This window comes from Frondihabitans sp. PhB188 (assembly GCF_003752365.1).
GTDB lineage: Bacteria > Actinomycetota > Actinomycetes > Actinomycetales > Microbacteriaceae > Frondihabitans.
This window is the reverse complement of record NZ_RJUO01000002.1, coordinates 553,566-574,190: the sequence shown is the minus strand read 5'-3', so window position 1 is coordinate 574,190 and position 20,625 is coordinate 553,566. Positions and strand designations below refer to the sequence as shown.

15 protein-coding genes are annotated in these 20,625 nt (G+C 70.2%); 7 read left to right on the top strand and 8 right to left on the bottom strand.

Translation table 11 applies throughout. The features are described 5' to 3' along the window. Positions 1-76: 76 nt before the first annotated feature. The gene (gene purF, locus EDF46_RS07555) at positions 77-1,534 is read right to left on the bottom strand and encodes an amidophosphoribosyltransferase (RefSeq protein WP_123505652.1); all 1,458 of its coding nucleotides are present in this window, start codon (positions 1,532-1,534) and stop codon (positions 77-79) included. Positions 1,535-1,605: 71 nt separating this feature from the next. Here purF and purM point away from each other — a divergent pair, with 71 nt between their 5' ends. Continuing rightward, a complete protein-coding gene (gene purM, locus EDF46_RS07550) occupies positions 1,606-2,718 on the top strand; it encodes a phosphoribosylformylglycinamidine cyclo-ligase (RefSeq protein ID WP_123505651.1) in 1,113 nt (370 codons plus the stop codon). A 195-nt stretch (positions 2,719-2,913) separates the two neighbouring features. Beyond that, on the top strand, positions 2,914-3,111 hold the full coding sequence (locus tag EDF46_RS07545) for a hypothetical protein (protein ID WP_123505650.1): 198 nt from the start codon (positions 2,914-2,916) through the stop codon (positions 3,109-3,111). Between the two features lie 136 nt (positions 3,112-3,247). On the opposite strand, the gene EDF46_RS07540 is transcribed toward EDF46_RS07545, so the two are convergent. Further along, complete coding sequence (locus EDF46_RS07540) at positions 3,248-3,487, bottom strand: DUF3073 domain-containing protein (protein WP_123505649.1); 240 nt, start codon at positions 3,485-3,487, stop codon at positions 3,248-3,250. Positions 3,488-3,675: 188 nt separating this feature from the next. Here EDF46_RS07540 and EDF46_RS07535 point away from each other — a divergent pair, with 188 nt between their 5' ends. Next, positions 3,676-4,797: an NAD(P)-binding domain-containing protein gene (locus EDF46_RS07535; RefSeq protein WP_123505648.1), complete on the top strand. Its 1,122-nt coding sequence runs from the start codon at positions 3,676-3,678 to the stop codon at positions 4,795-4,797. An 89-nt stretch (positions 4,798-4,886) separates the two neighbouring features. Continuing rightward, positions 4,887-5,234, top strand: a complete 348-nt coding sequence (locus EDF46_RS07530) for a DUF1801 domain-containing protein (RefSeq protein WP_123505647.1) — start codon at positions 4,887-4,889, stop codon at positions 5,232-5,234. Between the two features lie 26 nt (positions 5,235-5,260). Here the strand turns inward: EDF46_RS07530 and EDF46_RS07525 are convergent, their stop codons facing one another. The 5 genes from EDF46_RS07525 to EDF46_RS07505 are packed head-to-tail and all read right to left on the bottom strand — an operon-like array spanning position 5,261 to position 11,234. Continuing rightward, on the bottom strand, positions 5,261-7,177 hold the full coding sequence (locus tag EDF46_RS07525; RefSeq protein ID WP_123505646.1) for a glycogen debranching N-terminal domain-containing protein: 1,917 nt from the start codon (positions 7,175-7,177) through the stop codon (positions 5,261-5,263). An 11-nt stretch (positions 7,178-7,188) separates the two neighbouring features. Further along, a complete protein-coding gene (locus EDF46_RS07520; RefSeq protein ID WP_123505645.1) occupies positions 7,189-7,944 on the bottom strand; it encodes a Type 1 glutamine amidotransferase-like domain-containing protein in 756 nt (251 codons plus the stop codon). Further along, complete coding sequence (locus tag EDF46_RS07515) at positions 7,941-8,855, bottom strand: carbohydrate ABC transporter permease (protein WP_123505644.1); 915 nt, start codon at positions 8,853-8,855, stop codon at positions 7,941-7,943. The genes EDF46_RS07520 and EDF46_RS07515 overlap by 4 nt, the downstream gene beginning before the upstream one ends. Next, complete coding sequence (locus tag EDF46_RS07510) at positions 8,852-9,952, bottom strand: carbohydrate ABC transporter permease (protein WP_123505643.1); 1,101 nt, start codon at positions 9,950-9,952, stop codon at positions 8,852-8,854. Before EDF46_RS07510 ends, EDF46_RS07515 begins: the two co-directional genes overlap by 4 nt. Positions 9,953-9,968: 16 nt before the next feature. Further along, the gene (locus EDF46_RS07505) at positions 9,969-11,234 is read right to left on the bottom strand and encodes an extracellular solute-binding protein (RefSeq protein ID WP_123505925.1); all 1,266 of its coding nucleotides are present in this window, start codon (positions 11,232-11,234) and stop codon (positions 9,969-9,971) included. Positions 11,235-11,414: 180 nt separating this feature from the next. Here EDF46_RS07505 and EDF46_RS07500 point away from each other — a divergent pair, with 180 nt between their 5' ends. Continuing rightward, the gene (locus EDF46_RS07500; protein WP_123505642.1) at positions 11,415-12,437 is read left to right on the top strand and encodes a LacI family DNA-binding transcriptional regulator; all 1,023 of its coding nucleotides are present in this window, start codon (positions 11,415-11,417) and stop codon (positions 12,435-12,437) included. 24 nt (positions 12,438-12,461) lie between these two features. On the opposite strand, the gene EDF46_RS07495 is transcribed toward EDF46_RS07500, so the two are convergent. Next, positions 12,462-14,711, bottom strand: a complete 2,250-nt coding sequence (locus EDF46_RS07495; protein ID WP_199738228.1) for an APC family permease — start codon at positions 14,709-14,711, stop codon at positions 12,462-12,464. 140 nt (positions 14,712-14,851) lie between these two features. On the opposite strand from EDF46_RS07495, the gene EDF46_RS07490 reads away from it, so the two are divergent. After that, positions 14,852-17,938: an efflux RND transporter permease subunit gene (locus EDF46_RS07490; RefSeq protein WP_123505641.1), complete on the top strand. Its 3,087-nt coding sequence runs from the start codon at positions 14,852-14,854 to the stop codon at positions 17,936-17,938. 402 nt (positions 17,939-18,340) lie between these two features. After that, on the top strand, positions 18,341-20,557 hold the full coding sequence (locus EDF46_RS07485; RefSeq protein ID WP_123505640.1) for a DEAD/DEAH box helicase: 2,217 nt from the start codon (positions 18,341-18,343) through the stop codon (positions 20,555-20,557). Positions 20,558-20,625 lie beyond the last annotated feature (68 nt).

Here is a 20,625-nt window from a genome sequence, read left to right as displayed (position 1 = left end):
GTTCAGCCTAAGCGGGCAGGCACCTCGTGCGGTGGGTGAAAGCGCAGGTGCCGCCCGGACTGGGGTGGCCGCCCGCTCAGCTGAGCTGGTTCGCCTCGACCCAGGCCAGGTACTCGGGGGTGACGCTGCCGGTCACGTAGTCGCCGGTGAAGCAGCTCATCTCCAGGTCGGTGACGCTCGAGCCCTCGGTGATGGCGGAGCGCATGTCTTCGACCTCCTGGTAGATCATGTGGTCGGCGCCGAGCACCTGAGCGATCTCGGGGATCTTGCGGCCGTGCGCGATGAGCTCCTGGCGGGTCGGCATGTTGATGCCGTACACGTGGGGGAAGCGCACCGGGGGAGCAGCCGAGGTGAACGTGACCTCGTTGGCGCCGGCGGCGCGGGCCATCTCGACGATCTCGCGCGACGTGGTGCCGCGCACGATCGAGTCGTCGACGATGAGGATGTTCTTGCCCTTGAACTCCGAGCCCATGGCGTTGAGCTTCTGGCGCACCGAGCGCTTGCGCTCGGCCTGCCCCGGCATGATGAAGGTGCGGCCGACGTAGCGGTTCTTGTAGAAGCCCTCGCGGTACTCGATGCCGAGCTTCTGAGCGACCTGCGATGCGGCGGGGCGCGACGAGTCGGGGATCGGCATGACCACGTCGATGTCGCCGGTCGGGGCGTACTTCGCGATGGTGTCGGCCAGGCGGTCGCCGAGGCGGAGGCGGGCGTCGTACACCGAGATGCCGTTCATCACGGAGTCGGGGCGCGCGAGGTAGACGTACTCGAACGAGCAGGGGATGAGGCGCGGGGCCGCATGGCACTGCTTCGAGACCATCTCGCCGTCGAGCGAGATGAAGACGGCCTCGCCGGGTGCGACGTCGCGGATGATCTCGTAGCCGCCCGACTCGAGCACGAGGCTCTCGGAGGCGACGATCCACTCCTCCTTGCCGTTGTCGGCGAATCGGCGGCCCATGATCAGCGGACGGATGCCGAACGGGTCGCGGAAGGCGAGGAGCCCATGGCCGGCGATCATGGCGATCGCGGCGTAGGAGCCCTGGACGCGGTCGTGCACGCGGGTGACCGCGGCGAAGATCTGCTCGGGGTCGAGGTCGTGCCCGTTGACCTGCTCCTGCAGCTCATGCGCGAGCACGTTGACGAGGAGCTCGGTGTCGCTGTTCGTGTTGAGGTGGCGACGGTCGATGTGGAACAGCTCGCTGGTGAGCTCGCGCGTGTTCGTGAGGTTGCCGTTGTGGATGAGGACGATGCCGTACGGAGCGTTCACGTAGAACGGCTGCGCCTCCTGCTCGTTCGACGCGGCGCCCTTGGTGGCGTAGCGGACGTGGCCGATGCCCATCGTGCCCAGCAGAGCGCGCATGTCACGGGTGCGGAAGCCCTCGCGCACCTGACCGCGGGTCTTGTGGGAGTGGAAGACGCTGCCCTCGGCGGTCGCGATTCCGGTGGAATCCTGACCGCGGTGCTGAAGGAGGAGAAGCGAGTCGTAGACGAGTTGGTTGGCTGGCTCGTGCGCGACGAGACCGACGATGCCGCACATGGCGAGCTGGCTCCAGACCGTAGAGTTGGGCTTACCCACACAGTCTGCCATGACAGCCATTGGATGAAGAATTGACCAACAGCAGCTCCAGCTCCTATGCCGCCGCCGGTGTCGACACGGCCGCCGGCGACCTCGCCGTCGAGTTGATGAAGGCGGCTGTGTCGGCCACTCACACGACTAACGTGCTCGGCGGTGTCGGCGGGTTCGCGGGGCTGTTCGACGCGTCCTTCCTGAAGCGGTACGACCGCCCTCTGCTCGCCACCAGCACGGACGGCGTGGGCACGAAGGTCGCCATTGCGCAGGCCCTCGACAAGCACGACACCATCGGCCAGGACCTCGTGGGCATGGTCGTCGACGACATCGTCGTGGTGGGCGCCCGCCCGCTGTTCATGACCGACTACATCGCCTGCGGCAAGGTGGTGCCCTCGCGCATTGCCGACATCGTCGCCGGCATCGCGCGCGGCTGCTCGGCGACGGGCACGGCCCTCGTCGGAGGCGAGACCGCGGAGCACCCCGGCCTGCTGGGCCCCGACGACTACGACGTCGCGGGAGCCGCGGTGGGAGCGGTGGAGGCCGACGCGCAGCTCGGGCCGCACCTCGTGCAGGACGGCGACGTGGTCCTCGCCCTCGAGTCGTCCGGCCTGCACTCCAACGGCTTCTCGCTCGTGCGTCACATCCTCCGCTCGGCCGACCTCGGCTACACCGACGCGAACGCCGACCTCGGCGGCCTGATCGGCGAGGCGCTGCTCGAGCCGACGCGCCTGTACACGTCGCCGCTGCTGAAGGTCCTCGACGACCCGGCCGTGGCCGGCGGCGTCCACGCCCTCAGCCACGTCACCGGCGGCGGGATCGCCGCCAACCTCGCCCGCGTGCTGCCTGTCGGCTCCTGGACCGAGGTCGACCGGGCCTCCTGGTCGCCGGCGCCGGTGTTCCGCGTGCTCAGCGACATCGCGGGCGCCACGCTCGAGTCGAGCGAAGGCACCTGGAACCTCGGCATCGGCATGATCGCCGTCGTCTCACCCGCGGCGGCAGCCGCCGTCGCCGCGCTGCTCGAGGCCGAGGGAATCCGTACCTGGCAGGTCGGCGGCGTGTCGATGGCGACCCGAGACCTGGCCGGGTTCGAGCAGGGTGCGAAGGGCGTCGACGGCGGGGCCGTCCGGCTCGTGGGCTCCTTCGCTTCGTGACCACCCCGAGTTCCTGCGAGGTTAACGACAGGTGACGCCGGCCTGGCAGGGCCCCGACAACGGGGGACGCCGAGGTCACAGGATTTGTCCGCATTAGGCGGGACAAAACGGGCGTGTCGGACGTACCATGTGAGGGCCGCTCAACGAGGAGCGGCAGGCCCTCCCGAAAGGGCCGTCTACACAAGGGGCCCTGAAATGGCTTACACGCGTACCGTCACCGTCGTCGCTCACGAGGTCTTTGTCCGCACCGTCGAGGTGCCCGACGAGATTCCCGCCGAGCCGTTCACCGCGATCACCGGCGGCCGTGCCACCGCCGCGTTCACCGCAGCAGGCGGGTTGCTCGTCGTCGCCCTGGCGCTCATGCCCGCGATAACGGCGCTGTTCCACCAGTAGCCGTCGGCTGAGGAACGACGACGAGGGCCGCCTCCGTAAGGGAGGCGGCCCGTTCGTGCGTGAAGCCGCTACTGCACGTGAGCGCGCTGAGGTGGCGACTGCTTACGGCGACGCCGACCGCAGCACAGTGCTGGCGCTAGGCCGACTTGTGCTGCGGGCTCTGCTCGGCGTCGTAGTCGTCGGCGTAGGTGTCGACGTACTGGTCGTCTTCGCCGGTCTCGTCTTCGTCGTCGTCAGCCCACTTGTCGACGTACTGATCGTCGTCGTGCGGCGTAGACAGCTCTTTTTCGAGCGCGCCATAATTGGTGTCCGGGCTGAAGTACTTCAACTCGCGGGCAACCTTGGTGTGCTTAGCTTTTTGACGGCCGCGCCCCATGCGAGACCCCCTCGTGATTCTGGCCCCGTTCGCCGCCTCGGCGATACGTCTCCAGGAGAAACACTGGAGCTCGTTTCGCCGACGGGGCGCGGGAACTACCGACAGGTAAATGGTGCAAAACTAACCGCAACCTTAGCATGTGCCCGAGCGGTAGGACTCAGACCCGGAGTGCCACCAGAATGGGGAGCATGGCTGTCGACGCGGGAACCTCCGGGAACGCCGCTCGTACTCGAGTCGTGATCATCGGGGCCGGTCAGGCCGGACTTTCCGTCGCCTACTACCTGCGACGGTTCGGCCTTGCGCCGGGCAGCGACTTCGTCGTCGTGGACCGCGGGCCGAGCACCGGCGGGGCCTGGCAGTTCCGGTGGCGGGCGCTGCGCCTCGGCACCGCCCACAAGGTCAACGACCTCCCCGGGATGGCCGATCTGGGAATCAGCTTCGAGACCGCTGACCGCACGGCTCCGGCGCGCGACATCGTCTCGGACTACTACGACCGGTACGAGCGCTACTACGACCTCCAGGTGCTCCGCCCCCTCGACGTTCGGCGGGTCGACGAGGCCGGTGACGGGCGGCTCGCCGTGCACGTGCTCGACACGACCGGCGAGACCGAGGGAACGGTCACGACCGAGATCCTGGTCAACGCGACCGGCACCTGGGGCTCGCCCTTCCGTCCGCACTACCCGGGCAGCGCGACCTTCCGCGGGCGGCAGCTGACGACGGTCGACTACACCGATGCGGGTGACTTCCGCGGACAGGACGTCGTGGTCGTCGGTGGAGGCACCAGCGCGATCGGGTTCCTGCTCGAGCTCGAAAAGGCCGACGTGCCGACGACCTGGGTGACGCGTCGCCCGGTCGAGTGGTTCGACCAGCGGGAGCTCGGTATCGAGATGGGGCTGTCGGCCGTCGCCGAGCAGGACGACGCGGCGAAGCGGGGCCTGGCGCTGCCCAGCATCGTGAGCGGCACGGGCGTCCCCCTGAGCCGCCGGCACCGCGCGGGCATCGACCGCGGCGTGCTCGTCGAGAAGCCGATGTTCGCGTCGATCGAGCCCGACGGGGTGCGCTGGGCCGACGGGAGCTTCCAGAAGGCCGATGCGATCCTCTGGGCGACCGGCTTCCGGCCCGAGCTGCGGCACCTCTCGGCGCTGAAGCTGCGCAGCGAGCAGGGCGGCGTCGCGGTCGAGCGCGGCGTCTCAGCGCTCGATCCGCGCGTCTACTTCGCCGGGTACGGCCCGCAGGCGTCGACGATCGGGGCGAACCGGGCGGGGCGCGTCACGGCGAGGCAGATCCTGCTGGCGCTGAGCGCGCGGTAGGGGCGCGTCGGCGGCGGGGCGGCGGCGGGCACCGCCGGCAGGCCGGGTCTGCGGCTAGCATCGGCACACACCCGCGAGAAGGGAACACCATGACGTCGGACGCGAAGGTCTCCGCCTACCTCGATGCGCAGCCGCCCGAGCTGGCCGACGTGGGCTCGGTGCTCCGCGACGTGCTCGACACGTCGCTCGTGCGCGCCGAGGGAACGCTCTGGCACGGCCACCCGGTCTGGATGATCGGCAAGACGCCGGTCGCGGGCTTCAAGGCCTACCCGAAGTACGTCACGCTGCTGATCTGGCGGGCGGCCGAGCTGCCAGCGCACGAGGGGCTGCAACTCAACGCGTCCGGGCTCGGCTCGACCAAGCTGTCGTCGTCGGCCGCGATCTCGCGCGCGCACCTGTCGGCGCTGCTTGCCGAGGCGGAGGCGCTCGCCGAGTAGGCGGCCTGCCACGCTCAGGGGCCGACTCAGAGCCGCGGTGCCGGCTCCCCGCCGAGGGCCGACCACACCGTCACGGCCGCCGCCGCCGACCAGGCCTGCGGGCGGCACGCCGCCGGGTACGGCACGGGGCGCGGGATCTCGCGCGCGGAGTCGCCGGAGTGGAGCTCGGGCATCCGGAAGTCGAAGGCCGGTGCTGCGGCGAGCAGGCCCTCGGCGAGCGAGGCGGCCTCGGCGGTGAAGCCGTCGCGCGCGAGGCCGGAGATGGCGATGGCGGTGTCGTGGGTCCAGACGCTGCCGCCGTGGTAGCTGAGCGGCCAGTAGCCGGCGGAACCGGTCGACATCGTGCGCAGGCCGAAGCCGCTCGACATCTCGGGCGAGACCAGACGGCGGGCGACGAGCGCCGCCTGCGCGGGGTCGAGCAGGCCGGTGCCGAGAACGTGGCCGAGGTTGCTCGTGACGGTGTCGACGGGGCGCTTGTCGGCGTCGAGCGCGATGGCGAGGTAGTCGCCGTCGGGGTCGGAGATCCAGAACGAGGCGTGGAAGCGCTCCCTGAGCCGGGCCGCCCACTCGCGCCAGGGCGCGCCGTCGCCGCCGAGCCGGTCGAGCAGCTCTGCGCCGTGGTTCGCGGCCTCGTAGGCGTACGCCTGCACTTCGACCAGGGCGATCGGGCCGGTGGCGAGGGTGCCGTCGCGCCACTGGACGCTGTCGCCGGAGTCCTTCCAGCCCTGGTTCGAGAGGCCGTGGCCGGTCTCGTCGACGTACTCGAGGAGGCCGTCTCCGTCGCTGTCGCCGTAGTCGCGCATCCACGCGAGAGCGGCTTCGAGGTGCGGCAGAAGCGCGCGGACCTCGTCGTCGGGAAGGCCCCGGGTCCAGGCGTCGTGCAGCAGGCAGATCCAGAGGGCGGTCGCGTCGACCGTCCCGAAGTAGAGCGGCGGCAGGCTGATGCCCTCGCCGGGCAGGGTGAGGGTCTGCGACCGGAGCTCGTGCATGATCTTGCCCGGCTGCTCGGCCGTCTCGGCGACCCGCTCGGTGCCCTGCAGGCCGGCGAGCACGCGCAAGGTGCCGCGGGCGATCAGGAGCCCGTCGTCGACTGGGAGCAGAAAGCGCGCGGCCCAGAGCGAGTCGCGGCCGAACAGGGTGAAGAACCACGGCGCGCCGGCGGCGAGGAAGACGTGGTCGGGCTCGGCGACGGTGGTGAGGCGCAGGGCCTCGAGGTCGTCGAGGGCGCGGTCGAGCCAGCGAGCCAGGCGGTCGTCGGCGGGACGCGGGTCGAGGGCGGCCCACCGGGCGGGGGCGGAGACGCCGGCCACGACGGCGGCGGCGACGTCGGCGTGGAGGTCGAAGCCGACGGTGGTCTCGCCGCGCGCGGGCACGGTCGCGCTCCAGACGAGCTCGAGCCCGTCTGGCGCGGCGGCCGCGGAGGCACCCCGCAGGTCGAGGCGGACGCTCGCCGCCTCGGTCGCCCAGGTGGCGGACGTCGCCGAGACGTGGACGGTCGGCGCGCTAGGGCCGGAGGAGCCCGCCTTGACGTCCTCCAGGGCGGTGGCGTCCGGGGCGAGACGCACGCGGACCTCGACGGCGAGCGCCCGGTCGAGGCGGGAGGTGAGGGTGATGCGCTCGTGGATGCCGGCCGTGTGCGCGACGCGGAGCGAGCTCACGCGGACGTCAGGGTCGGCCCCCGGGTCGTCGAGCTGGCGCAGGAGCCCCTCGAAGCGCACGGCCGAGGCGCCGAGCGGCACCGTCGCGATGTGCTCGGGCGAGACGCCGTTCACGGTCAGCGACAGCCCCGAGATGAGCCGGACGTCGCCCAGGTAGACGCCGTGGATCGCGGCCGCGCCCATGGAGCCTGCGGCATCCGACCACGCCTGCGAGGGGGCGCGAAGCACCACGGTCTCGGCGTCGAGGAACGGCTGCAGGCGGGTTTCGGTGAGGGTGTCGGTCATGGGTCGGCTCCTTACGAGTCGGAAGTCGGGGAGATGCCGGGCAGCAGGCGGGCGTCGAGCGGGGTCGAGCCGCCGGGCTCGACGCGGTGGACTCGGCCGTCGGCCCGTTCGGTAATGATGTCGACGAGCACGGGGCCGTCGCCGTCGTCGCGGTAGACGACGCCGGTGCCCTCGTCGAGGGCGAGGCCCGGCGCGAGCAGGCCCCCGGCGACCGCGGCCTCGTAGGCCGGGCGGCGGCTGGCATCGGAGTCGTAGTGCACGGCCAGCGATCCGGGCACGAGGCCGAGCCCGTCGGCGACGGCCAAGGCGGTCGGCCCGAACGAGGTGGTGACGCCGCCGGTGTGCCAGCACAGCCCGCCGGCCGAGCCTCCGGCGAGGACGACGCCGCGGCGCCACGCGTCGCGCAGCACCGAGTCGAACCCGTGCGTCCGCCACACGGCCAGCAGGTTCACGACGCTGCCGCCCGAGACCCAGACGACGTCGGCGCCCGCCACGGCGGCTTCGAGCGACGGCGCGTTCGGGTGCGGGAAGAACCGCAGGTGCTCCGCGTCGGCGCCCGCGATGCGAGCGGCTTCGAGTTCCTGCCCCTCCAGGGAACGCTGGTCGCCGCCGGCGGTGTTCACGTGCAGCACCCGGGGCCTTCTGGTGGCAGGAACTCGCGCCAGCCTCAGAGCCTCGACCAGCAGGGGCCCGTAGCGGCTCTCGCTCCACTCCCCGGGCACGAGGCCGCCGCACGTGGCGAGGATCGTCGGGGCCTGAGCCGTCACTCCTTCACCGCCCCGTCGCTGGAGTTCATGATGCGCTTCTGGAAGACGAAGAACAGCACGGCCACCGGGATGGTCATGATCGCGGCCGCGGCGAGCTTGATCGGGTACTGGTTGCCGCTCGACAGCTGGCCGGACGCGAGGCTCGCGACGCCCTTGGTGAGGGTGGTCAGGCCGGGCGACTGGGTCGAGATGATGAAGTGCGGCAGCTCGTTCCAGGAGCCCTGGAACGACAGGATGATGATCGTCACGAGGGCGGGTCTCGCCATCGGGAGCACGATCGACCAGAACACGCGGAAGGTGCCGGCGCCGTCGATGGACGCCTGCTCTTCGACGGACCGCGGGATCGACTCGAAGAAGTTCTTCATGATGAAGACGCCGGCCGCGTCGACGAGCAGCGGGATGATCATGCCGGCGTACGAGTCGTACATGCCGAACTGGTTCAACACGAGGAACTTCGGGATCATCAGGACCACGCTCGGCACCGCCATGACCGCGACGAGCAGGGCGAAGACGACGTTCCGGCCGCGGAAGTCGAGCCTGGCCAGCGCGTAGCCGGCGAGCGAGTCGAAGAACACGCGCCCGGCCGTCACGAACACCGCGACGATGAACGAGTTCTTCACCCAGGTCGGGAAGTCGCTGTTCGTGAACAGCGTGTGGAAGGCCGCCGTCGTCCAGTTGACCGGGAGGGCCAGCGGGTTCGCCGTCGCGTCGGGCTCGGTCTTGAACGCGGTGACGACGTTGATCAGGAAGGGGAGGACATAGATCACCGCGATCGCGATCAGCGCGACGTACAGCACGATGCTGGCGGGCATCAGGGCGCGGTGGCGGCCGGCGCGGGCGGGCGGTGGCGCCTTCGAGTCTGGCTCTGGCGCACCGGTGCCGATCCGGTCGGCGAGGGGTGTCGAGGTCATCGGGAGGTCTCCTTCGCGGTCGTCGCGGCGGCACCGGTCAGGCGCGCGGGGTCGTAGAGGCGCATGCGGCGCTTCGAGACGGCGCGCTCCCGCAGCACGGAGCGCTGGACGAGCGTCAGCACGACGATGATGACGAACAGGATGAAAGCGATCGCGGCGCCCTGGCCCCACTGCTGGCTGCCGAACGCGGTCGTGTACGAGAGGTACGACGGGGTGACGGTCGTGTTGTCGGGTGCGCCCCGCGTGCCGGTGTAGATCTGGTCGAAGACTTGCCAGGTGCCGATCAAGCCGAGCGTCAGGACCGTGAACAGCGTCGGACGCAGCTGCGGCAGAGTGATCCGCCAGAACCGCTGCCAGCCGTTCGCGCCGTCCATCATGGCGGCCTCCTGGACCTCCGAGCTCAGGTTCTGCAGCGCCGCGATGAACAGGAGCATGAACGTGCCGCTGGTGGTGAAGACGGCCATCATGATGAACGCGCTCATCGCGACGCTCGGGCCGGCGAACCAGTCCCACCACGAGACGCCCAGCGCCGTGTGGCCGGTCAGTGCCGCCGGGCCCCGATCGACGCCGAACAGCCTCAGGGCGAGGTGCACGATGCCGTCGGGGTCGTTGAACCAGTTCGGTCCGTGGACCCCGATGAACGAGAGCGCCTTGTTGACGGCGCCCGTCGTCGAGAAGAGGAACAGCCACAGCACGGTGATGGCCACCGAGCTGGTCACCGACGGGAAGTAGAACGCGGTGCGGAAGAACCCGCGGCCGCGGAGCACCTGCCGGTTGACCAGCACGGCGAGCAGCAGGGCCACCGCGGTCTGGATCGGCACGACGAAGACGACGTACCAGGCGTTGTTGCGGAGGCTGGTGCCGAAGTTCGTCTCGGCCAGCGAGCCGCCCGAGAGCAGCTGCTGGTAGTTCTTCGTGCCGACGAACTTCACGCCGGATGACAGGGGCGAGCCGACGCCCGACCAGTCGGAGAAGCTCACCCACAGCGCCATCAGCACGGGGACGAGGAGGAAGAGGCCGAGCACCACGATGGTCGGCGACACGAACAGCCAGCCGGCGGCCCCCTGGCGCCGGGGCGGGCGCTTGCGGCCCGCCATCAGCTCTGCCCGGCCATCACTGGCTCAGCACCGCGGCGAACTGCTTCTGCGTGGTGGCCAGCAGAGCCTTCGCATCGGCGGTCTTCAGGCCGGACATCTTCGAGTCGAAGGCGGCGACCACGTCGGCCGAGCCGGCCTGGTTCGGGACGCCCTCAGCGAAGGAGGCCGAGTCGAGGAACGGCGCCAGGTCGGGGTTGTCCGTCTTCCAGGTGTCGGCGGCCGACTTGACGCTCGGCATCACGCCGAAGTCCTTGGCGAAGGTGAGCTGCTGGTCGGTCGACGTCAGCTTCTCGACGAGGTCGAGGGCCGCCTTCTGATTGGGGGAGTCTTTCGCGATGCCCCAGCAGTTCGTGAACTGGAGGGTGCCCTGGCCGGAGGGACCGGCGGGCATCTCGGCGACCTTGTACGAGATGTCGGGGTAGTCGGCCGACAGCGCGCCGGTGATCCAGTTGCCCTCGACGGTCATGGCCGCCTGGCCCTTGCCGAACGACTCGCCGCCCCAGCCGGTGCCGAGGTCGCTCGAGAACTTGGCGTCGCCCGACTTCAGGAGGCCCTGGACGTACTCGAGGCCCTGGAGGTTGGCGTTCGAGTCGACGGTGGCCTTCGTGCCGTCGGCGTTCGTGAACGAGCCTCCGGCCTCGGCCATGAAGGCGCCGACGCGGGCGTACTGCGGGCTGAGGGCGAGGCCGACGTGGTCGCTCGTGGTGAGCTTGGCGGCGACCGTCTTCAGCTGGTCCCAGGTGGTCGGGACGTCGCTGTCGGTGAAACCGGCCTCCTTCCACATCTTCTCGTTGATGATGAGGCCGAGCGTCGAGAAGTCCTTCGGAGCGCAGTAGAAGGTGCCGTCGACGGTGAAGCTCTTCACGAGGGTCGGGAAGAAGTCGCTCTTGTTCTTCAGCTGGTCGCCGTAGGCCAGCAGGCTGCCGTTCTTGGCGTAGCCGGCGAGCTGGTCGGTCGACACGTAGAAGACGTCGGCGGGCTTGCCCGAGGCGAAGCCCTGGCTGAGCTGCTGAGTGAGGTCGGAGGCCGCCGTGACGGTGGCCTTCGTTCCGCTCGACTTCGACCAGTCGGCGACGGCCGACGAGACCGCCTTCGTCTCGTGAGAGCCGCTGGATCCGATCAGGATGCTCAGCGGATCGTCGCTCGAGGTGAGCGCGGCGGCGGAGGAGCCGCTGCCGGCCCCGTCGCCGCTCGAGAACCCGGAGCCGCAGGCGGTCAGCCCGAGGGCGGCCACGGCGGTCAGGGCGCCTGCGGCCAGCAGGCGGTGGGTGCGTCTTTGCATTTCGTCTCCTTCGGCGAAGCTTCGCGGCAGTGCGGAGCCGGGGATCGCGCGGTGCACGAGCACCGTTATTTGAACGATCAAACTTTCTGGTAGAGACTGTAGGTCGAGCGGCTCGGCGGTGTCAAGGCGGGTCCGGGCCGCGTGTAACGTACGGGGAAGCCCGCGACGGAGGGAGGTGCGATGACCGGCACACGCCAGCCCACGGTCCACGACGTCGCCGCCGCCGCCGGGGTCTCGCGCCAGACAGTCTCGAACGTGCTGAACACGCCCGCCATCGTCAAGCCGGCCACCCGGGAGCGCGTCGAGCTGGCGATCGCCGCCCTCGGCTACCGCACCCACGCCTCGGCCCGGCGCCTGCGCACCCGCAAGAGCTCCACGATCGGCATCCGCCTCGACCCGGTGACGAACGGCATCTCGGGCTCGGTGCTCGACCGGTTCCTGCACGCCGTGACCGAGCGCGCCGACACCCGGGGCATGCGCATCCTCCTCTTCACGGCGCGCGATCCCGACGACGAGATCCGCCAGTTCGAGCGGCTCCTCGACGGCGCCGACGTCGACGGCTTCCTGCTGACCTCGACGACCTACGACGACCCGCGCACCGAGTGGCTGATCGCCAACGGCGCCGACTTCGTGACGTTCGGGCGGCCGTGGGGCGTAGCCGACGTCTACGACGACGCCCACCGCTGGGTCGACGTCGACGGGCACCACGGGCTGGCCGAGGCGGCCCGCGAGGTGCTCGAACTCGGGGCCCAGCGGATCGCCTACCTGGGCTGGCCGCCGTCCTCCGGCACCGGCGACGAGCGCCGCCGCGGCTGGCGCGACACGATGGAGGCCGCTGGCGTCGACGGACTCGACGCCCTGGAGCTGGCCTGCGAAGACTCGGTGGGGCTCGCCTCCGAGGCCGTCCGCGCTCTGGTCGACTCGGGCACCGCCTTCGACGGGCTCGTCTGCGCAAGCGACACCCTGGCGTTGGGAGCCCTCATGGTGCTGGGGTCGTCGGTGCCCATCGTCGGCTACGACAACACTCCGGTCGCGTCGGCCGTGGGGCTGGCCAGCGTCGAGCAGCCGCTCGAACAGGCGGCCGCGGCGGCCCTGGAGCTCCTGCTCGACGAGCGGCCGGGGGGCGACCTGATCGGAGAGCCGGGTTCGGCGGGCGACCCGCGTCACCGGCTCCTGCGGCCCGAGGTCGTCTGGCGCCGCTAGAGACGACCCCGAGGGGCGCAGGAACTAGCGCCCGCCGCCGTCCTGCGACTTCTTCGAGGGCGCCGACGCGCTGTTCCGGGCCGTCGACCGCGCCGCGGCCGCCTTGCGGCGCGCCTTCGACGACGAGCCCTTGCCGGCCGGGGCGGGTACGCGCTCGTCGACCGCGACCGCCGAGCGGGCGACCGCTTCGGCCTCGGCCTGCGCGGCCCGGGCCGACTCGGCGTCCTTGTGCATGGTGCGGGGCACCGGCTTGACCGGGCGCCGCGGCTCGCCGGAGCGGTCCTGGCCGGGGAACACGCGCGAGCGGCGACCGTAGAGCAGCTCGGACGAGTCGAGCAGCCACGGAACGAGCGCGACGGTGACGCCGTGCGCGAGCATGAGCTTCTGCCGGATGCGGCGCGAGCGGTGGTTGTGCAGCAGCGACTCCCACCAGTGGCCGACGATGTAGATCGGCGTGTAGACGGTGACGACCTCGGCCCCGAACTCCTCGCGGTGCGCCTTGATGTACTTGATCACCGGCACGGCGACGTCGCGGTACGGCGACGGGATGATGATCAACGGCACGTCGATGTTCATCTCGTCCCAGCGCTTCTGCAGAGCCTGGGTGGTCTCGGGGTCGACCGACACGTGGATCGCCTCGAGGGAGTCGTGACGCGCCGCGATGGCGTAGTCGATCGCCTTGAGCACGGGCTTCTGCATCTTGCCGACCAGGATGATCGCGTGGTCTCCGGTCGCACCGAACGTGGTGGTCTCGTCGACCTCCACCTCGACGTCGACGTCGCGGTAGTAGCGGTTCACGCCGAGCATCAGGGTGAACAGGATGGGCATGATCACGAACACGATCCAGGCGCCGTGAGTGAACTTGGTGATCGTCACCACTACGAGGACGGTGAAGGTCAGGATCGCGCCGATGAGGTTGATGGTGAGCGAGCGCTTGATCTGACCGCGGTCGACGGTGGCCGGGTCTTTCAGCAGTCCGAGCCAGTGGCGCACCATGCCCGACTGGCCGAGGGTGAACGAGACGAACACGCCGATGATGTACAGCTGGATCAGCTGCGTGACGTTGGCGCGGAAGACCAGCAGGATCATGCTGGCGATGATCGCGAGCACGATCACGCCGTTCGAGTAGATGAGGCGGTCGCCGCGGCTGTTGAGGGCCTTCGGGGCGTAGGTGTCGCGGGCCAGGATCGAGCCGAGCAGCGGGAAGCCGTTGAAGGCGGTGTTGGCCGCGAGGAGCAGCACGGCGGCGGTGACGGCCTGGATGACGTAGAAGAAGACGGACGAGCCGCCGAACACGCTGGCGGCGACCTGCGAGATGAGGCTGGGCTGCGGGGTGGTCTCGCAGTTCCTGAGCCCGATGAGATCGCAGGATGCCTCGGCGTAGTGCACCTTCGAGATGAGGGCGACGGCGACCAGTCCGGCGAACAGCACGATGGCGATCGCGCCCATCAGCACGAGGGTCTTCTGCGCGTTCTTGACCTTCGGGAAGCGGAAGGCCGGGACGCCGTTCGCGATGGCCTCGACGCCGGTCAGGGCGGAGCAGCCGGAGGCGAACGCGCGGAGCAGGAGGAGCACGAAGGCCGCGTGGGCCACCTGGTCGCCGTGCACCTCGTACTGCGCGCTGGAGGCGACCGGAGCATCGCCCGTGGCCGTGCGGAACAGCGCGACGACGATCATCACGAAGACGCTGGTAATGAAGAGGTAGGTCGGAACAGCGAAGGCCTTGCCCGACTCGCGGACGCCGCGCAGGTTCACGGCGGCCAGCAGGATGACGAAGAAGATCGCCATCTCGACCCGGACCTCGTTGAGCTGAGGCACGGCCGAGATGATGTTGTCGACGCCTGAGGCGACCGACACGGCCACGGTCATGACGTAGTCGACGAGGAGGGCGGACGCGACGATCAGGCCCGGCTTCTCGCCGAGGTTCTTGCGGGCGACCTCGTAGTCGCCGCCACCCGACGGATAGGCCTTGATGAGCTGGCGGTACGACAGGACGACGACGATCAGCAGGATGACGACCACGGCGGCGACACCCGGCGCCAGGGCCAGGAACGCCGTGCCGCCGATCAGCAGGATCATGAGGAGCTCCTGCGGCGCGTACGCCACGGAGCTGAGCGGGTCGCTCGCGAAGATCGGCAGCGCCAGGTGCTTGGGGAGGAGCTGACCCTCCAGCTTCTCGGAGGACAGCGGCTCGCCGATCAGCCACCTCTTGGGGGACCGTACGTCGTTAGTCACGAGCCGCAAGCCTAATCCTGTGCGAGGGCCTGTCAACATCGCGGGCCGCGCCGGTATTCCCCCAGTTCTCGGGCCGCTCACAGCACCCTCACGGAGCGGTGCCACAGCCGCCCCTCAGCGGGGCTGGTGTTGCATGAGAGAACTGCTACCGGTCGGTTCTTTCTCAGGGTGAGGCGCACGTGCATCTTCTTTCGGTCTTCAGCCTGCGCAACCGGGCCCTCATCGCTCTCATCACGATCGTGGTGGCGGTGTTCGGCGGGTACGCGTTGACGTCGCTGAAGCAGGAGCTGATCCCCGACATCCAGTTCCCGCAGATCGCGATCGTGTCGTCGTACCCGGGCGCCTCGCCCCAGGTGGTGAACGACAGCGTCTCGGGGCCCATCGAGAAGGCCATCCAGGTGATTCCGGGCCTCAAGTCGACGACCGCGACGTCGCAGACCTCCGAGAGCAACATCTCGGCCGAGTTCGACTACGGCACCGACCTCCCGGCCACCGAGGAGAAGATCCAGCAGGCCATCGACACGGTCACCCTGCCCGACAGCGTGAACACGCAGGTCGTGTCGGGGAGCCTCGACGACCTCCCGGTCGTGCAGCTCGCCGTCACGGGCGGCCCCGCCGACAAGCAGAAGCTCGTCGACGACCTGACCAACATCACCGTCCCTGCCCTTCAGAAGCTCGACGGGGTGCGGCAGGCGTCCGTCTACGGCGACGCCGGGCAGCGCTTGACGATCAAGCCCGACCAGGCGAAGCTCGCCGCGGTCGGCCTGACGATCTCCGCCATCAAGGACGCCCTCGACGACAACGGAACTCTCGTGCCGGGCGGCCAGATCACGCAGAACGGCAAGACGCTCTCGATCCAGGCGGGCCAGCGGCTCACCTCGGTGGCGCAGGTGCAGAAGCTCCCGCTCGTCGGCGCGAAGAACGCCCTCACCGGCGCCCTGCAGTCGACCGACATCGCCGACGTGGCCACCGTGAAGCTCACCAGCTCGCCGATCACCTCCATCTCGCGCGTGAACGGCAAGGACGCCCTGACGATCGCCGTGACCAAGACCCTCGAGGCCAACACCGTCGACGTGTCGAGCACGATCCGCGATCAGATCTCCTCGCTCGAGTCGAACCTCTCAGACGGCGTGAAGATCGAGGTCGTCTTCGACCAGGCTCCGTTCATCACGCAGTCGATCGAGAGCCTCTCCACCGAGGGGCTGCTGGGGCTCGCCTTCGCGGTGATCGTGATCCTGATCTTCCTGCTGTCGTTCCGTTCGACGATCGTGACCGCGATCAGCATCCCGACCAGCGTCCTCATCACCTTCATCGGCCTGCTCGCCTCGAACTACACGCTCAACATCCTGACCCTCGGCGCCCTGACGATCGCGATCGGGCGCGTAGTCGACGACTCGATCGTCGTGACCGAGAACATCAAGCGGCACCTCGTGCCGGGGGTGCCGCGGCTCCAGGCGATCACCGAGGCCGTGCGCGAGGTCGCGGGCGCGGTCACCGCCTCCACCATCACGACCGTCGTGGTCTTCCTGCCGCTGGCCTTCGTGCAGGACGTCACCGGCGAGCTGTTCCGCCCGTTCGCCCTGACGGTGGTCATCGCCCTCGTGGCGTCGCTGTTCGTATCGCTGACGATCGTGCCCGTGCTGGGCTACTGGTTCATGCGCCCGCCGAAGGAGCACAAACACGACCGCGCCCCGGCGAGCGATGCGGCCCCGACCGATCGGCTGCACCGCGCGTACCGCCCGATCCTGCTGGGCACCCTCCGCCACCCGTGGCTGACGATCCTCGCCGCCGTCGTGATCCTGGCCGGCTCGGGAGGCGCCGCGACCCTCCTGACGACGAACTTCCTCGGGTCGAGCGGCCAGAACACCCTGACGGTGACGCAGGAACTCCCTGCGGCGTCCAGCCTCGCCGTCCAGTCGAAGCAGGCGGAGAAGGTCGAGAGCGCACTCGACTCCATCGATGCCGTCGACACGGTGCAGCTCACCATCGGGTCCAGCGGCAACTCGCTGGCCGCGTTCTTCGGCGGCACCGGCGGCAGCACCGTGACCTACCAGATCACCACCGACGAGAACGCCGACCAGGACGCACTGACCGCCACCGTGCGAAACAAGCTGGGCGCGCTCTCCGATGCCGGCGACATCTCGGTCGAGGCGTCGTCGGGGCTCGGATCGAGCAACGACATCGAGGTGGACATCACGTCCAACGACGCCACCACCCTGTCCACGGCGTCCGACCGGGTGCTGAAGGCGATGAAGGGCCTGCCCGACACCGCCGGGGCCTCGACCAACCTGTCGGCGGCCCAGCCGCTCATCGGCATCCAAGTCGACCGCGCGAAGGCGGCGACCTACGGCCTGACCGAGCTCGAGGTCGGCGGCATCGTCTCGCAGGCGGTGCAGCCCTTCCAGGTCGGATCGCTCGAGATCGACGCGACGACGGTCGACATCTACACGATCCCGACGAAGGCACCGGCGACGCTGTCGGCGCTCAAGTCGGTGAAGATCCCGACCCCCACCGGGACGGTTCCGCTGTCGTCGATCGCGACGGTCTCGCAGACCGACGGACCGACCTCGATCACCACCGAGAACGCCGTCCGGAGCGCCACCGTCACGATCACGCCGGCCTCCGACGACCTCTCCGCCGCGAACTCGCAGGTCACCAAGGCGCTCGACGGGGTCGACCTGCCGAAGGGCGCGAGCGCCGAGATCGGCGGCGTCACCTCGCAGCAGGGCACGGCGTTCGCCGACCTGCTCATCGCGATCCTCATCGCCATCCTGATCGTCTACATCGTCATGGTCGCGGCGTTCAAGAGCCTGCTGCAGCCGGTGCTTCTCCTGGTGTCGATCCCGTTCGCCGCGACCGGCGCCATCCTGCTCCAGCTGATCGCCAACGTGCCGCTCGGCGTTCCCTCCATCATCGGAGTGCTGATGCTCGTCGGAATCGTCGTCACGAACGCCATCGTGCTCATCGATCTGGTCAACCAGTACCGCCGCCGTGGCCTGAACGTGCGAGAAGCTCTGATCGAAGGAACGTCGCGGCGTCTGCGGCCCATCCTGATGACGGCGCTCGCGACCATCTTCGCCCTCACCCCGCTGGCGATAGGTCTCACCGGGCACGGCTCGTTCATCTCGCAGCCCCTCGCGCTCGTCGTGATCGGCGGCCTGGTGTCGTCGACCGTGCTGACGCTGATCGTGCTGCCGACGCTGTACGGCCTGATCTACGGGTGGCTGGAGCGGCGCGCGGCGCGGCGCGGGGCGGTCGCCGCGTAGCGCTCTGCGCTCTGCGCTCTGCGCTCCGCGCTCTGCGCTCCGCGCTCGGCGCTCGGCGCGCGGCCTGCAGCGCGGCGCGAGATGGCCCTCGTCGTCGGGTCGGCCGGCGCCGCCCGACGGCGAGGGCCATCTCGCGGCGGAGGACTCGGTTCTACCTCGGGGCGGCGGCGAGTTCCTGCGCTCGCTATTCGGGGGTGAGGCGTGTAGCGTTGGTTGGTCGGCTCGAGACACCGTGCTAGTTGCGCGGATGGGTTTGTGTTCCTGCTGTGCCTGCTCCAGGCACCAGGACAGTCTCCGGGGCCGGAATCGCAGCGATCCGCTGCGACGAATCACATATGTGAACGGTCCCTGGCCAATGGCGCCCGGGTGAATCCTCGCGTCATCGAGAACCCAGGAAGAACCATGTCTCCTTACGACAGCTCTGCATCGCGCCCGCCCCGTGGAAAGGGCGAGCGACCCGGCTCCAAGAGCCCCAAGCACCGCGGGTTCCGCCCCGAGGCCGAGGGCGCTCCCGTCAAGAAGCGCTGGGACGCCGACGGCCGCGCTGCTCGCGCCGAGGGTCGTCCGGCCCGCGCCGAGGGCGGCCGCCCCAACTGGGAGCCGCGCAAGACCGGCGGCTCCAACCCCCGCTTCGGCGGCGGTGCCCGTGACGACCGCGACGCCCGCAACGGCGCTCGCGGCGGCGATCGCCCCTCGTACGACCGCGACTCGCGCCCCTCGCGCGGTGACGACCGCCCCTCGTACAACCGCGGCGGCGACCGCCCCGCCTACAACCGCGGCGGCGACCGCTTCGACCGCACCGACCGCTTCGGCGGCGGTCGCCCGAGCCGCGACGACCGCGCCCCCCGTTCCACCGACCGCGACGACCGTCCGGCCCGCGGCTACGACCGCCCCGAGGGCGGCCGCCCGGGCCGCGAAGACCGCGCCCCCTTCAAGAAGCGCGACGACTACGGCACCGGTCGCCCAGCGCGCTCGTTCGACCGCGACGACCGCTCCGCTCGCGGCACCGAGCGTCCGGCCCGCGGCGTCGACCGCGACGAGCGAGGCAACCGCCCGCCGCGCGACGACCGTGCGACGCGCGGCTACGACCGCGACGCGCGTCCGGCCCGCTCGAACGACCGCGACGACCGCGGAGCCCGCAGCGACGACCGCGGAACCCGCAGCTACGACCGCCCCGCGCGTGGCGACGACCGCGCGCCCCGCAGCTACGACCGCAGCGATCGCCCTGCTCGCTCGTTCGATCGCGACGCCCGTCCGGCCCGCTCGTTCGACCGCAGCGACCGCCCGGCGCGCTCCTACGACCGCGACGACCGCCCCGCACGCCAGGAGCGCAGCAGCGACTTCTACCCGAAGCGCGACCACCAGCACTTCAGCCCCGAAGACGACGTCAAGCTCGAGAAGCTGCAGGCCGAGGTCGTCACGGCCGGCGACGTCGCGGGCAAGACCTGGGGCGACCTGGGTCTCGGCGACAACCTCACCCGTCAGCTGATCGCGATGGGCGCCCCGTCGCCGTTCCCGATCCAGGCGGCGACCATCCCCGACGTCATCGCGGGCAAGGACGTCCTCGGCCGCGGCCGCACCGGCTCCGGCAAGACCATCGCCTTCGGCGCTCCGCTGGCCGAGAAGCTCCTCGAGCACGGCGGCGCCAAGGACCGCAAGATGGGCCGCAAGCCCCGCGCGCTGATCCTCGCCCCGACCCGCGAGCTCGCGATGCAGATCGACGACACCGTGCAGCCGATCGCCCGCTCGGTCGGCCTCTTCACCACGCAGATCTACGGCGGCGTTCCGCAGCAGCGACAGGTGCACTCGCTCCAGCGCGGCGTCGACATCGTCATCGGCACCCCCGGCCGCATCGAGGACCTCATCGACCAGGGCAAGCTCGACCTGAGCGAGGTGACCGTGACCGTCCTCGACGAGGCCGACCACATGTGCGACCTGGGCTTCCTCGAGCCGGTGCAGCGCATCCTCCGCGAGACCGCCGACGTCACCCGCCACGGCGCCCGCGCCCAGAAGCTCCTGTTCAGCGCGACCCTCGACAAGGGCGTCGCCAAGCTGGTCGACGAGTTCCTGACCGACCCGGCCGTCCACGAGGTCGCCGGCGAAGACCAGGCCTCGGCGACGATCGACCACCGCGTGCTCCTGATCGAGCAGCGCGACAAGGGCGCAATCATCGAGCAGCTCGCGCAGGGCAAGGGCAAGACCCTCGTCTTCGCCCGCACCCGCGCGTTCGCCGAGCAGCTCGCCGACCAGCTCGAAGACGCCGGAATCGCGTCGACCAGCCTCCACGGCGACCTGAACCAGTCGCGCCGCACGCGCAACCTGCAGCTGCTCACCTCGGGGCGAGTCAACGTGCTCGTCGCCACCGACGTCGCCGCCCGCGGCATCCACGTCGACGACATCGAGCTGGTCATCCAGGCCGACGCCCCCGACGAGTACAAGACGTACATGCACCGCTCGGGCCGCACCGGCCGCGCCGGCAAGGAGGGCACGGTCGTGACGCTGATCACGCGCGCCCGCCGCCGCCGCATGGAGGAGCTCCTCGACCGCGCCGAGATCAAGGCCGACATGATCGAGGCCCGTCCCGGCGATCGCCTGATCGACGAGCTCGCCGGCCTCTAGGCGTCACCCCCTCGAGACTCCAGCACCCGCTGATCCGGCACGCGCCGCACCATCGGGTGCTGGAGTCT

Coding starts and splice junctions, on each gene's coding strand:
- purF (WP_123505652.1), bottom strand. CDS start 1,534: ATGTGCGGCATCGTCGGTCTCGTCGCGCACGAGCCAGCCAACCAACTC.
- EDF46_RS07545 (WP_123505650.1), top strand. CDS start 2,914: ATGGCTTACACGCGTACCGTCACCGTCGTCGCTCACGAGGTCTTTGTC.
- EDF46_RS07540 (WP_123505649.1), bottom strand. CDS start 3,487: ATGGGGCGCGGCCGTCAAAAAGCTAAGCACACCAAGGTTGCCCGCGAG.
- EDF46_RS07535 (WP_123505648.1), top strand. CDS start 3,676: ATGGCTGTCGACGCGGGAACCTCCGGGAACGCCGCTCGTACTCGAGTC.
- EDF46_RS07530 (WP_123505647.1), top strand. CDS start 4,887: ATGACGTCGGACGCGAAGGTCTCCGCCTACCTCGATGCGCAGCCGCCC.
- EDF46_RS07525 (WP_123505646.1), bottom strand. CDS start 7,177: ATGACCGACACCCTCACCGAAACCCGCCTGCAGCCGTTCCTCGACGCC.
- EDF46_RS07515 (WP_123505644.1), bottom strand. CDS start 8,855: ATGACCTCGACACCCCTCGCCGACCGGATCGGCACCGGTGCGCCAGAG.
- EDF46_RS07510 (WP_123505643.1), bottom strand. CDS start 9,952: ATGGCGGGCCGCAAGCGCCCGCCCCGGCGCCAGGGGGCCGCCGGCTGG.
- EDF46_RS07505 (WP_123505925.1), bottom strand. CDS start 11,234: ATGCAAAGACGCACCCACCGCCTGCTGGCCGCAGGCGCCCTGACCGCC.
- EDF46_RS07500 (WP_123505642.1), top strand. CDS start 11,415: ATGACCGGCACACGCCAGCCCACGGTCCACGACGTCGCCGCCGCCGCC.
- EDF46_RS07495 (WP_199738228.1), bottom strand. CDS start 14,711: ATGTTGACAGGCCCTCGCACAGGATTAGGCTTGCGGCTCGTGACTAAC.
- EDF46_RS07485 (WP_123505640.1), top strand. CDS start 18,341: ATGTCTCCTTACGACAGCTCTGCATCGCGCCCGCCCCGTGGAAAGGGC.